This window comes from Archangium sp., assembly GCF_057119385.1.
Genome location: NZ_DBNGVP010000046.1, coordinates 21,824 through 35,966, shown reverse-complemented (window position 1 = coordinate 35,966; position 14,143 = coordinate 21,824). Strand labels below are relative to the sequence as shown.

Annotated in this window: 7 protein-coding genes; 1 reads left to right on the top strand and 6 read right to left on the bottom strand. The window is 68.2% G+C overall.

The genetic code is table 11. From position 1 onward, the window contains the following. The first annotated feature begins 280 nt into the window (after positions 1-280). Entirely contained in the window at positions 281-2,647 is a 2,367-nt protein-coding gene (locus AC16DP_RS10720; RefSeq protein WP_414640689.1) for an FdhF/YdeP family oxidoreductase, read from the top strand. Positions 2,648-2,763: 116 nt separating this feature from the next. On the opposite strand, the gene AC16DP_RS10715 is transcribed toward AC16DP_RS10720, so the two are convergent. The 6 genes from AC16DP_RS10715 to AC16DP_RS10690 all read right to left on the bottom strand — a co-directional run bounded on the left by AC16DP_RS10715 (position 2,764) and on the right by AC16DP_RS10690 (position 14,080). Continuing rightward, positions 2,764-3,303 carry a hypothetical protein gene (locus AC16DP_RS10715; protein ID WP_329727227.1) on the bottom strand — a complete coding sequence of 180 codons (540 nt, stop codon included), beginning with the start codon at positions 3,301-3,303 and terminating at the stop codon, positions 2,764-2,766. Positions 3,304-3,331: 28 nt separating this feature from the next. Next, positions 3,332-3,793: a helix-turn-helix domain-containing protein gene (locus AC16DP_RS10710; RefSeq protein WP_329727226.1), complete on the bottom strand. Its 462-nt coding sequence runs from the start codon at positions 3,791-3,793 to the stop codon at positions 3,332-3,334. A 197-nt stretch (positions 3,794-3,990) separates the two neighbouring features. Further along, a complete protein-coding gene (locus AC16DP_RS10705) occupies positions 3,991-5,250 on the bottom strand; it encodes a hypothetical protein (RefSeq protein WP_329727225.1) in 1,260 nt (419 codons plus the stop codon). Continuing rightward, entirely contained in the window at positions 5,247-11,126 is a 5,880-nt protein-coding gene (locus AC16DP_RS10700; protein ID WP_329727224.1) for an AAA family ATPase, read from the bottom strand. The genes AC16DP_RS10705 and AC16DP_RS10700 overlap by 4 nt, the downstream gene beginning before the upstream one ends. Before the next feature lie 344 nt (positions 11,127-11,470). Then, a complete protein-coding gene (locus AC16DP_RS10695) occupies positions 11,471-12,211 on the bottom strand; it encodes a PP2C family protein-serine/threonine phosphatase (RefSeq protein WP_329727223.1) in 741 nt (246 codons plus the stop codon). A 159-nt stretch (positions 12,212-12,370) separates the two neighbouring features. Further along, positions 12,371-14,080 carry a dipeptidase gene (locus AC16DP_RS10690; protein ID WP_329727222.1) on the bottom strand — a complete coding sequence of 570 codons (1,710 nt, stop codon included), beginning with the start codon at positions 14,078-14,080 and terminating at the stop codon, positions 12,371-12,373. Between the last annotated feature and the right edge of the window lie 63 nt (positions 14,081-14,143).

Here is a 14,143-nt window from a genome sequence, read left to right as displayed (position 1 = left end):
GCAGCCTGTCTCCGGACAGCTCCCGCACCTCCACCACCTTCGGCTCCGGCCGGGGGCGCGCGCCGACAGGCACCGCCTCCGGGGCCGTCGCGCACGCGGGCAGGACGAAGCTCAGCGCCACCACCAGTCGCCACAACGAGAGTGCTCTCCTCATGTCCTGGCGAGCATGCATGAGCACCCCGAGCCCCCACCAGGGAACCGGGAGAGGTAGACTCCAGCGCCCCGTCGGCCGCGGCCCCCTCCGTGCCCGGGTCAGCAGGAGGACACCATGGCGGAAGCGATGCGGCAGCAGCAGGCGGCGGAGTCCCATCCGGACACTCCCGCCCGGCCGGAGACGCTCCCGAGCGCCCAGCCCCCCACCACTCCCGAGCCCCTGCGCGTCGGCGCCCCCGCCGTGTCCGCGGGAGGCGTACCGGCGGTGGTGTCCGCCATGAAGCACGCCTGGGGCGAGATGGGGCCGGTGCGCGGCACCCAGACGCTGCTGAAGGTGAACCAGACGCACGGCTTCGACTGCCCGGGCTGCGCGTGGCCGGACCCGAAACACCGCACCCCCTTCGAGTTCTGCGAGAACGGCGCGAAGGCCGTCGCCGAGGAGGCCACCACGGCGCGGGTGACGCCGGACTTCTTCCGCCAGTGGAGCCTCGTGGACATGGCCGCGCAGACGGACCACTGGCTCGGCAAGCAGGGCCGGCTCACCCACCCCATGGTGCTGCGCGAGGGCGCCTCGCACTACGCGCCCATCTCCTGGGACGAGGCCTTCACGCTCATCGCCGGGGAGCTCAACGCGCTCGGCTCGCCGGACGAGGCGTGCTTCTACACCTCGGGGCGCACCAGCAACGAGGCGGCCTTCCTCTACCAGCTCTTCGTGCGCCAGTTCGGCACCAACAACCTGCCGGACTGCTCCAACATGTGCCACGAGTCGAGCGGCACCGCCCTGCTGGAAACCATCGGCATCGGCAAGGGCACGGTGACGCTGGAGGACTTCGAGAAGGCCCGGGTCATCATCGTCATCGGGCAGAACCCGGGCACCAACCACCCGCGCATGCTCACGGCGCTCGAGGCCGCCAAGCGCCAGGGCTGCCGCATCGTCAGCATCAACCCGCTTCCGGAGCCGGGCCTGCAGCGCTTCAAGCACCCGCAGGCGGTGCGCGGCATCCTCGGCTCGGGCACGCCGCTGGCGGACCTGTTCCTCCAGGTGCGCATCAACGGCGACGTGGCCCTGCTGCAGGGACTGGGCAAGGCGCTGCTGGCGCGAGAGGCGAAGCAGCCGGGCACGGTGGTGGCGCGGGACTTCGTGGAGGACAGGACGCTCGGCTTCGAGGCCTACGCGGCGCACCTGGACACCGTGTCCTGGGAGGACGTGGTCGAGCAGAGCGGCGTGGCTCGCGAGCAGCTCGAGACCGCCGCGGAGTGGCTGGCGGGCACCGACCGCATCATCTGGTGCTGGGCGATGGGCCTGACGCAGCACCGCAACGCGGTGGGCAACATCCAGGAGATCGTCAACCTGACGCTGCTGCGCGGGAGCATCGGCAAGCCGGGCGCCGGCGTGTGCCCGGTGCGAGGCCACAGCAACGTGCAGGGGGACCGCACGATGGGCATCTGGGAGCGGCCCCGGCCGGCGTTCCTGGACGCGCTGTCCCGCGAGCTCGCCTTCGAGCCGCCGCGCCACCACGGGATGGACACGGTCGCCACCCTCCAGGCGATGCACGAGGGCCGGGTGAAGGTCTTCTTCGCCCTGGGTGGCAACTTCCTGTCCGCGACGCCCGACACCGAGCGCACCGCCGAGGCCCTGCGCCGCACGCGGCTGACGGTGCACGTGTCCACCAAGCTGAACCGGGCGCACCTCGTCACCGGGAAGCGGGCGCTCATCCTGCCGTGCCTTGGGCGCACCGAGAGCGACGTGCAGGCCGGTGGACCGCAGTTCGTCACGGTGGAGAACTCGATGGGCGTGGTGCACGCCTCGCGAGGGACGCTGCCTCCCGCGTCGGAGCACCTGCTCAGCGAGCCCATGCTCGTGGCGAAGCTGGCGCGGGCGGTGCTCGGGTCGCGCGGCTCGGCGCGGTGGGAGTGGCTGGTGGAGGACTACGACCGCGTCCGCGACCTCATCTCCCGGGTGGTTCCGGGCTTCGAGGACTTCAACCGGCGGGTGCGCGAGCCGGGCGGCTTCGCCCTGCCCAATGGACCGCGCGAGGGCCGCTTCACCACGCAGAGCGGCAAGGGGCACTTCACGGTGCACGAGATGTCACGGCTGAAGCTCGAGCCGGGGCAGCTCCTGATGATGACCATCCGCACGCACGACCAGTACAACACCACGGTGTACGGGCTCGACGACCGCTACCGGGGCATCCGCAACGGGCGGCGCGTGGTGATGCTGAACGCCGAGGACATGAAGGCGCTCGGTGTGGAAGCGCGACAGGTGGTGGACCTCACCAGCCACTTCGAGGGCGTGCAACGCGTGGCGAGGAAGTTCGTGGTGGTGCCGTACGACATCCCGCGCCGGTGCGCGGCCACCTACTTCCCCGAGGCCAACGTGCTGGTACCGCTCGACAGCTTCGCGGAGAAGAGCCGCACGCCGACGTCCAAGTCGGTCATCATCAGCCTCTCTCCGTCGGTGGACGTGCCCGCGCTGGCGGCCTCCACGTCCTGACGCGCTGAGGCGCGTGGGTCGGCGGGATGGGAGTACCCGCGCCCAGAAGCACAACCGGGCGCACGGAACCCACTCGAGTCCCGTGCGCCCTGCGCCTCATCTCACCTCACCGACAGCTACCGGGTCATGACCCACTCCTGCACATCATCCAGCACCATCCCCACGAGCGCGACCGCCGCGTCGGCATCGGTGGTGCGGAGGGGGCTGTCATCGGATTCCAGAAGCTCCCGGGCTGGGTGCACCAGGTTGCGGAAGTTGCGCAACGTATCGGCCACCCGCTCCGTGCGTCCTCTCAGGATGTGGAGCCCATCTGGACCTGCGACGGCGATGGAGTGGAAGAACGACCAACTCTCCCTCCGCTCCGGCGAGAACCTGCTGAACCTACCATCCGTGACGCGCCGCGCCTGCACCTGCTTCGCGACCGCCTCCAACTGGGTGTTCACGAAGCGTTGGAAGCAATCCAGCAGAACCGCCTCGATGACGCTGCCCGCCATGATCAGCACGACCTTCACCTCCTCCTCATTCTTGAAGCGAAGCAGTGAGGACAGGTCTCTCTCCGCAATATTCCGCAACCTGTCGTCCCGCAGGAAGGGCAGCTTGTGTCTGGGTGAAGGCACCTGGAGGGGCACCGCTTCCAACGTCTGGGCGTAGCTCATGTTCGTCTCTCCTCGTTTCAATCGGGCTTCAGAAGTCCTTCGACGCGGGAACCTGGGGGGCACCGGAACTTCCCGGTTGGCTGTCCGTGGCTGGGGTTGGGTAGGGTCGTGTCCGTCTGCTCCGGCACACCCCTAACCCTTGGGGTGTCATCACGCGGTGCAGCAGCTGCGCGCGCAGCATCGCGACCTCCATTTCCAGGTAGTGGATCCGCCGCTCGTAGTCGGCGTTGGTCTCCAGGACCCTCCGGGTCTCCGGGGCGAACTCCACCCCCATCATCAGCTCCTCACGCGAGAGCCCCAGCGCCTTCGCGCTCCACTCCACCTCATGCGGCTTCACATCCCGGTGGCCCTTCAGGCTCCTGTTCAACGCGCTTCGATCCATGCCGCTCTTCCTCGCCAGTTTGGTTTGACTCCACCCTCGTGCCACCAGCTCCCGGCCTATCCGGGAGCTGAGCTTCTCCAGAGACCGCACTTCACCGTTGTCGTGCATCACGACCTCCTCTTCGAACTGCGGAGACCAAAGTGTGCGCCGAGCAGGGAAGTTTCAATGCAATGAGCACCAGCACGCTGTGGTGCGTGTGCAGTGCAACTCCGCACAGGGGTGGAGACGACAACGCACACGAGCCGCCCCCTCGGGGAGCAGCGTCGTGGGCCAACAAGGGACGTAACGGAGGAAGGACCGCGCGCTCAGCCCAGCGCCAGTCCGTCCTGCATCTCCCACAGAGACCTGAAGTCGCCGAAGGAGACAATCTCGTCGTGCGCCAGCAGGTTGCGCATCTGACGGCTGAGCTGGACGAGGGGAAGGAAGCGCTGGCCTCCAACATCTGGGCGGCGGTACAGGATGTTCTCCAGCGGGCCGTGCTCCGTGGACAGCGGATCCTCCTCCACCCGGCGCCGCTGCTCCTCATCCATGAAGGCGGCACCGAACCGCGTGGGCCAGGAGCGTCCGTGCTTCTCGGTGAGCGCCCGGCATACCTCCATGCGTACCCGATTGAGCCTCGGCATCAGCAGCGCCGACTGGCCTCGCCACAAGCGGTTGCGCACCGCGGGCAGATCCTCAAGCGCCGCCAGGGCCAACACGGTGAGTTCCGGCCCATGTTCCACGTTGTGCCAGGCGGCCCCCATCTCCCACAACGGCCGCCAAGCCGCCGGCGGCAAATCTCCCGCGGAGCGCTCGGCCTTCGGACGACCCAGGCGCCGCAACACCTCGCGAAGCGCCGAAGGCTCCAACCCCTGCTCTCGCGCTTTACGACGCAGCGCATCAAGCAAGGTAGCCTCCGGCTCCAGCACGACGTCCCACAACTTCGCGGCGAGCCCCACGTTGCCGTCGACTACATGGGGCAGGACGGCTTCACGCCACACGGACTCGGGAGAGAGCAGGGACTCGCGAGTGACGAGGCGGCACATCAGTCGGAGTTCCAACCCGGACAACCGGCCCCACCACCAGTGGAGGGCCAGCCGGGTATCCGACGTGATGTCCTGCAGGGGGACCATCATCCTGCGCAGCGGCATCACGAATGCATGGGACGACGCGGCGGCGTAGCGCGTCGAGAGCCGGAAGAACTCCAGCCAAGCCTTGGCACGCGCGGGAGACAGCCCCTCCACCCCCTCCAGCCACAGCACGTCATAGACCGTCTGGAAACCGCCCGTTTCCATCGGCCTGCTCGCCGGGCGCAGCTGCTCCTCCGGCAGTCCCGTCACCCGACTCAGGAAGACGGACGGCGCCTCGTTCTCGAACTGTTCGGCCAACGCCACGGAGCGCAACAGAGGGCCCTGGCTTCGCGCCAGTGCCCCCTCCAACCCCGCGCGGAGTTGAGGCGCCCCGACCTGCCCACCGGTGAGGAGCAGCACATGACGCCCCCCCACGATGTCGCTGGCCACCCCCTCCATGAAGTCACGGAAGGAGGGCACCTGCTGCAGCGCCTCGCTCAGGGCAGCGGCGCTCATCCCGGCAACGCCTCCGCCACCCTCCGCTCCACGCACAGCGCGTCTCCCCTCACCTCCAGACAACCCAGCCGGACGAGGAGTTGGAGCAGCGCGTCACTCCGCCCCATCAGCCCGCTCACGTCTCCCTCAAGCACTCCATCGAAGGACGTCGAAGGAGAAACCCCGCCCATCTCGTGGATGAGCCGTAGGATATCCACGATGCGCGGGAGTTCCTTCAACTCAAGCGCCTCCCAGAAGGTGGCGGCCTGCGGGCTGCCCGCCCGCAGCTCGCGCTCCATGTCCTCGGCCACGCGTCGCTCGCTCGACCGCCGGCGACACTCCGCCACGAAGCGGTTGAGCAGGTAGGGCCAGCCCCCTGTCGTCACCTCCAGGACCCGCTTGCGGAACTCCTCGTCCGCCGTACGGATGTCCACCTCCTCGAAAAGGCGAATCAGGGCCGGCCGCGTCCAGCGCTTCAGCGGCATGGTGAGCACCTGTTCACGCTTCGACACGCCAGGCACGGCCCGGGTCATCCAGGCCCAGGCCGCAGCGGGGCGCAAGACGAAGACCACCCGCGCCCATCGCTTCTTGCTCCGCTGTCCTTCGCAGAAGTCCTGTGCCGCATCCACCCACCTGCCCTCCCCTGCCTCGGCGACGGACAGCTCCCGCAGGAAGAGGACCCGCTCCTCATCCCGATCCCGGAAGGAGTCCTTCAACCACTCCTGCAACTCCCGCGGCGTGTGGAGGTGCTCGGGTACCCGCAGAAAGGCGCCCTGCTCGGGCCGCTCGGAGCTCACCAGGGTACGACGGAGCGTCTCCACCAAGTCTTCCAACTGCGTGGCCCGGCTCCCCAACAGCAGCGCGACGCTCGATCGCTGCTCGGTCAACAACCGCTCCTGCGCGTACGTCAGCGGGCTGAAGCGCGGCGGGTCTCCGCCCAACCTCACATGATGGTGGTCCGCATCGAAAGCAACCGGTGCCGGCTTGTTCGCCAACTCCCCCAGACGCACCCAGATGTCGCGGATGCTGCCCAGCAACCGGACGACGTTGGGGCTGCGCAGGCGGTACTCATCCTGCGCGTTGCGTACCAACACACCCAGCCCCACCATCTCCTCGAGCAAGCCCTGCATCTGGTCCGACTCCACCTCCTCGAAGCCCTGGGGCCAGAACCCCTGGACCAGGGAGAGGATGGCGCTCGTCGAGAAGCTCTGGCTGAAGCCGTCTCGGCCGTCCTCCTGGAAGACGATGAGGCTCCAGACGATGGCTTGATAGCGAGCGTCCAGCGCGAGCGTCCACTCGAAGCGCTCGCGGATGAGCTGCCGCGTCTCCTGCTTGCGGTAGACGTCCTCCACGTCCGCCTCACGCAGGAAATAGGGCGGCTGCATTTGCGGATCCGCCCGGCGCTGCAACATGTCCACCAGGTCACGGCAGAAGAGTTGGATGAGACCCGGGTGATAGTTGGTGTAGCTGAGGATGCGCAGGATGCTGCCGTTCTTCTCCTCGGGCGGTAACCGGTACCCGAGCGCCTCCAGGGGCCGCCGCACCAACTCGTTGGCGTCGCGCGCATCCAGGGGACCCACGAGGAGCGCACTGCCGAAGTGCGCCAGCGGCTGATTGGCGATCCCCTGGAAGCGCTGCACGTTGTGCAGACCCGCCAGCACCACCTTGCACAACCCGGGATGGCGGCTCATCAGCTCGCGCAGCCTCTTGACCTGCTCGAAGCCCTTCTTCGCGTCCGCATCCAGGAAGTTGTCGGCCTCGTCGAGCAGGATGAGCAGCTTGCGCCCCTTGTCCCCCCCCAGCACCTCACCGATGCGGCGCACCAAGTCATCCGGCTTGTCCGTGGACACCTGCGCAGAGAAGAAACGCTTGCGCTTGAGCTCGTCGCGGATACGCGGCCAGAGGTGCTCAGGCGCCTGGGAAGCCGCTGGGTCTCCCACGTCCTTGATGTCCAGACGGATGGCGAAATGGTGGGTGGGATCCGCCTCGGTGAAACGCCGCTCCACCTGCTCCAGCAGGGCGGACTTGCCGAGCTGGCGCCCACCATAAACGAGGCTGGTCCCATCAAAGCTGGACAGACGACGTGCCATCTCATCACGGCCGAAGAACATCTCCGGGGGCACCGTCCCCGCGCGCTGGACATAGGGGTTGATGGAGGAAAACGGCAGGGTGCAATCGAAGAGCGCGCGCAGCCGCGCATCGCCCTCATGCAGGGCGGAGAGGTACAGCAGCATCCACTCGTCGATGACGATGGCGGCGGCACCATATTGCCGGCTGAGGGAGCAGAGCTGCCGGCGGCGCGCCAGACCCAGACGATCCAGGTAGAAGATGAGCGTGCCCTCACTCTCGGAGCGCAGCTGCTGCAAGGCCCCGGTGAGGATCTCCCGCCCCTGGGGCACCCACAGGCACATGACCCGCAGACGCCCCTCGACGCGGCTGCCAAAGTGAGGCACCGGACTGAGCCTCCGGCTGGAGGCCCGCACCTGGAAGAGAAGGTGGGGGTCGTCCTTCAAACGCTCGAAAGACTCACCGGGCTCGCCTTCCAACTGGAAGCCCAGCTGTCCGAGCAGTGCCGCCAGCATCTCCGGTACCCGCTCCTGACGGGCTCGCGCATTGACGAGCGCGCTCCAGGCATCATGCACGTGACGCAGATCCCGATGGCCCTCAGCCCGCTCGCTGCCTCCTAACAGCACCTCCTGGACACGTTTGGGCACTTCCCTGCCCCGCACGGTCTGCAGTTCCTGCTCCAGGCGCGGAAGCACATGGATGAAGTCTTCCAGGTGGCGGGTCTCGTGTTTCGGAGCCGCGAAGAGCGCGACATCGAATTCCCGGTGGTTGTCCACGGAATCCTCAAGCCGCGCCAGCAGCTCGTCCGCGCTCCGGTAGTCGCCCGCGGTCAGCACCTCCTCGATGCGCCGGGCGGCCAGGTCCCGCTGCTCGTCCGCCCAGCCCGTCTCCGCCATCCTCGGTCGCAGTTGGTTCCAGCGCTCCCGCTGGATTTCCAGGCCCCGGTGACGCGCCCCCGCCAGCTCTCCGGCGACCGCATCCAGGATGTGCTGGGAGCCTTCCATCTCGCGCGTGGTGTCCACCACGATGCCATCCAGTCGGCCCGTGAGCCCCGAGCGCTCGTCTCCGATGAAGCCATCCACGACGGCCTGCTCCACCTCCGCCCGGATGCGCTCAATGCGGCGCTTGAGCTGCCTGCGTGCCTCTTCCTGCTCCAACCGCGTCCGATCCTCGAACTCCTTGCGGCGCTCGGAACTCTCCACGAGCGGAAGCAGGTGAGGAATGAAGCGGAAGTCCCTCCGGGTCAGCCAGGCCTCGATGCTGCCCTCCACACCGGGCTCCGACAGGATCTCACGCGGCAGGGCCGTGAAGAGGTCGCCAAGCCCATCACTCCAGCGCTCCTTGTCGAGCGGCAACCGCACACTCGGCAACGTCATCAATCGACGTGCCAGCAAGCCATCCAGCCCGCCCTCGAGATCTATCAACCGCTCCCGAAGGAGCACGTCCGCCGGAAGCTGGATGCTCTGGATGCTCAGGTCCAGCCTGCAGCTCAACATGTCGGCCAGCTGCAGGATCGCACGGCGAAGCGCCGCGCACCCCGCGGCCACCTGGGCGAAGTCCTCCTCCCGCTCATAGGCATCCATCGCGCGGAGGGCCTTCGGGAACGCCATCCCGAGCTTCTGGCGCAGCTCATCAAGCTGCCGCATGACCCAGTCGTAGTTCCGGGTGAGCCGCTCATCGAGTTGGACCAGCTCGAACCAAGTCGCCACCCGCTCGCACAGCTCCTCGACACGAGACTGGATCCACGCCAGGGCCGATCCGACGATACGCTCCTTGATCTGCTCGCGGCGCCGGACCTCATCCACCATGGCATTCACGTGAGAGCTGTCACGCCAGAGCGCGAGCTTCCTCGCCACCTCCTCCAACTGGCTGCGGTCATCCCGTTTGGCCGCGTCGAGCAGCTCCAGGAGATCCCCCGTCCTGAGCAGATACCCCAGGACGTTCCTGGCGGGCAGGTAGGAAGTCCGCAGATCCCCCACCCGCTCATGCCAGCGCCGGACCTCCTCGACGGTGGCACGGATGCGCTCGGAGCGCTCCGCGTGACTCTTGAGCATGAGCTGGCTGTCCGCGGGGAGGGCCAACCCCCCATGCAGAGCGAATTCACGCAACGGCTCGACCAACTCCCGCAGGGAGGCCAAGTCATCGGGCGCGGCGAGCCAGCTCAGCAGTCCACTGCCTGGAGCCCGGATGATGGACGGAAGGGCAGAGGCCAGGGCCAGCAGTTGAAGGTGCGGCGCCGCGGGCCACTCATGCTCGGAGGCAATCGCGGTCAAACCCGAGGTGAGGGCAATGGAATCGCCCTGAAGGCGCGTCGACCCCGCCAGTGCCGCGAGCAACCAGGAGGGAACAGGCGCCTTCTCGTCCTTCGCCTCGATGGCGCGGGAGAGCCAATACGCCCCCGCCACATCTCCTTCGGTAACCAACGCGAAGAGGAAGGTGGCACGGGCCTCGGCGGAGGGATGGGCCAGCAAGACCTCCGCAGCGTCCCGGCGGGAGAGCTTCTTCGACGTACGAAGCTCGGGCTCCTCCGGTGTCGCGGGTAGAGAGGGCTCCTGGATGGGCGCGGGGTGCGCCTTCGGCGGCGACGCCGGACGCAGGACCACCACCTCGGCCCGCCGAGCGGTGGGCGTCTCCACGGGAGCAGGCGCTGGCTCTGGACGAGAGGACAGCGCTGACGCGGCAGCCACGCGAGCAGGCACCGGGGCCGCCTCGCGCACGGGAACATCCGCCCCATGCCGCGGGGGCTCCATGGCTGGCGTCGGGACGTCGGAAGCAGGCATCACCCCGGGGGTGGGAAGAACCGGGGCTGACGCGGTGACGGCGACGGGCTCGGGGTCCGGCTCGGAAGCGCTGGCCTCCGGAACGGGCGAAGCGGCTCCAGTGCCCCCGCCCTCATCCCCGGCCGCTCCGGTGACCGGGGGAGCGTTGGCTGGCAGGAGCCTCCGGGAGAGCAGCTGGTGAAGCCGTTCACTCTCGGTGCTGAGCTCATCCAACCGGCGGGTCCGCTCGCGGTTCTCCTGGATGTTCCGAGGAGGCGGCAGCTTGAGATGGGCTGACACCTCCGCCAGCAATTTCAAGAGTTGCCCGAGCTCGCCCACCACGGAGTCGAGCGCGGGCTTCGCGGGGACACTGGCACTCCAGTGCTCATGACCCGTGAGATGAGACAGGAAGGCCAGCCCCTTGGCGACCTCGGGCTCGGCGAGTCTCGCCAGCGAGTCCAACAGGCGATGCCGCGAGGCCTGGCGCTCCTTGCGCTGGTGCGCCAACTCACCGCACACCCGAAGGAAGCCGTCCAGGTCCTCCCATTCAGGTGCCGCATCTGGGAGGGCACGCAGCATCGCGAGCAACCGCTCGAAGTGCTCCCGGGGAGAGAGCGGCGCGACTGGACCGGAAGAAGGCTCCACGGCTACGGCCTCGGGTACGGCAACAGGGACCGCTTCCGGCTTCTGCTCGGTAGCGGAGGAAACAGTGGAAGCATCGGAGGACATGGCCGTCGGCGCCTTGATGCAAAGCATGAACAACATCAACCTGGCCGCGTCCACGGCGATCTCGCCCAACGAGGCGAACTCGTGCTGGGAGGCGAGCTCCGCGGCAAGCGACTGGAGCTGCCCGGGCTCCCAGTCCGCAGGCCACCCCTTCAGACCGTGGAGCGCCTTGGCATCGGGCTGAGCGACAGTCAGCTGCTTCGATTCCGCGAAGCGCCTCGCCACGTCCTGAAGTTGCTGCTGATGGTGGACCCAGAGAGCGGACGCCGAAGCCCCCAGATGGACGAAGGTGGGCAGCGCATCACGCATCGGCTGGAAGTTCTTGCGCAACGTGAGTGGCTTCAAACCGCGAACGTCACGAGCGCCCCCCAAGGGCATCCGCCATGTGCTGAGCAACTGCCAGGCATCCTTCAGGAAGGCCTGGACATCTGCCTCCGTGGACGAGGTGGAAGAGGCGGAATAGGTGATGGCCGAATTCAGCACCGCTGTCGCCAGGGGGCCACTCTTCAGGATTTCACCGAGTTGCGCTACCCAGGACGGCATCGCAACTGGCTTCTTGCCACCCTCACCCAAGAGAACCTCCCTCCGCGAGCACCAAGTCCACGGCTCAAGTTATCAGCGTTACCGGTAGAGCAAAACATCCGGCATGGGGAAGGAACATCCGGCGTGGCGACTGTTCAAGACGAGCCCTAAGCGTTCTCCAGTATCCGCACCACCACGCCGGTGATGTTGTCGCTGCCTCCCCGGTCGTAGGCCTTGGCAACGAGCCGCTCGGCCATCTCCTGGGCCGAGCCTCCCTGGGCCAGGAGCGAGACCATCAACTCCGGCGGCACGGGCTCGTACAGGCCATCGCTGGCGAGCACCAGCACATCCCCCGGCTGCACCGTCACGCGGCTGCACTCGGGGTCCACACTGGCCTCCATCCCCACCGCCCCCGTCAGGGAGTTGCGGTGCATGACGGCGAAGGGGTTGCTCGTATCCAGCCCCGCCTCCTCCATCTCCGCGAGCACCGTGTGGTCCTTCGTGAGCCGCCGCAACTCCCCGTCGCGCACCAGGAACGTGCGGCTGTCCCCGAGGTTGCACACGACGGCCTCCCCGTCCCTCAGCAGCACCGCGGTGATCGTCGAGGCCATCATCGACAGCCGGCCGCTCTGACGCACGTGCACCTCGTGGTGCGCCAGGCGCACGGCCCGGGTGATGAGGCCCTCGCTGCTCCCCCCCGGCGTGGCGGGCTGCGGCTGGCCCTCCTGCGCGGCCAGGAAGTCGGCCACCGTGCTCAGCACGAGCTGACTGGCCACCTCGCCGCCCTCGTGGCCGCCCAGTCCGTCCGCGACCGCGAAGAAGCCCAGCTCTGGCTTCTGGCAGTAGGAGTCCTCGTTGTTCGGCCTGCGGCCTATGTGCGTGGCCGCTCCGCTGTCGGTTCGAGACATGGCGGACCCGGAAGGTGTCGAGAGAAACATGCGCATCCCTCGGCGAGTCTCGACGGGTCCCGGCACCGGGCCAAGGAGATAACGCCTCCCTGGCCTCCTGCTCCCCGGGCGCGGGAGCGGCTCCGGGAGTGACTCCCCGCGCCCGGGTCCCTCACCGCCTCACGGCGCCGGAGCGACCGTGGGCTTCGGCTCGGCCTTCTGGCCCGGCTTCACCTCGGGCTGCGCCTGCGGCTTCGCCTCGGCGGGCTTGGGCTCCTCGGGGATGGCCAGCCGCGCGCCGGTGTCGCGCACGATGTACCGGTACCAGAAGTCCGGGTACTTCGGGTGGTTCACCCGGCCCATCTCGTCGCGCACGTTGCCGTCGATGTACTTCACGAGCAGCTGCTCGCCCAGCTTGCGCCAGCGGGCGTGGACCTTGTCGCCCTGCTGCGTCGAGTACGCGGTGAGGTAGGTGCGCGCCTGCTCGGGCGAGTTCTTGTACAGCTCCAGCGCGGCCTTCTCGATGTCGGCCTGGTCGGCGAGGAACTGGCCCTCCAGCTCGCCCTGGGTCTTCTGGACGTCGACGCTCATGTCGCTCCAGCGCGCGTAGGCCTGGTTGGACACCCAGTTGAACACCCAGAAGGACGAGTCCCAGGAGAACTCGCCGCGGTTGGCCACGCCCGTGGCGAGGTTCTTCGGCGCGGTGCGGATGCCCGCGTACATGGGCGTGTACACGGTGGTGGAGGTGTCATCCACGCCGAACCAGAGCACGCCGCCGATGGGGCCCGGCATCCACGAGCGCATCTGCGCCACGAAGGAGAAGCCCGTCTGCTGCGTGGAGATGGCGCGCTCGTGGAGGTAGCGCTTGCCGTCCACCTCCCACGTCATCGGGCGCCAGCGGTAGGGCGCGGCGTACGGCCCGGCGCCCACGTCCTTCGTCATGTCCAGCGGGGTGCCCTCGAAGTGGTCCCGCATCAGCCCCATGACGTCCTGCACGGCCAGCTTCTTGTCCGGCTTCACCCACAGCGGCAGGCGCTTGGTGGGGGCCGAGCCATCCACGTAGTCCGGGCCCAGTCCGGCCGACGGCGCCGCGCGGCGGAAGATGCTCCACACGCGCGCCTCGGCGAAGCGCACGCTCTCGAAGTCCAGCGGGTGGTAGGTGTCCGCGAAGCTGAAGTCCTTGTCCGCTCCGGTGTACCAGCCCTTCGCGCGCGCGAACGAGATGACGTCCGGCGAGTACAGGGCGTTCTCCGCGTCGTTGAGCGGGAACTGGCGGATGCGCGCCTGGTTGGCGTGCGCGGACAGGTAGCCCTCGGGCAGCCGGCGAGCCACCCACACGGCGCCCTTCTGGCCCGTGCCCTTGCCGATCATCTCCAGGATCCACGCCTCCTTGGGGTCCGCGATGGAGAAGGACTCGCCGGTGGAGGCGTAGCCGTACTCGGCGACCAGGTCCGTCATGACCTTGATGGCCTCGCGGGCCGTCTTCGCGCGCTCCAGGGCCACGTAGATGAGCGAGCCGTAGTCGACGATACCGGCCGGGCCCTCCAGCTCCTTGCGGCCGGTGAAGGTGGACTCACCGATGGTGAGCTGGTGCTCGTTCATGTTGCCCACCACCGTGTAGGTGACGGGGGCTTCCTTGATGCGGCCGAGGAACTTGCCGGTGTCCCACTCGATGATGTCGCGCATGGCGCCGGGCGGGTTGCGGCGCGCCGGGGTGTAGTACAGCTCGCCGTACAGCTCATGCGAGTCCGCGGCGTAGGTGATGACGGTGGAGCCGTCGGCCGTGGCGCCCTTGTTGACCAGCAGGCTGGTGCAGGCGAGCGCGGCGGGCGCGGCCAGTCCCGCCGAGACAGCCAGGGCCGGGAGGAACTTCGTAAGGGGTCGGATCATGGCGGCGGATGCTACCAGGGCTCCTCCGGGTGCACTCCTTTCCGATGGCCCCACGTCCCTCGC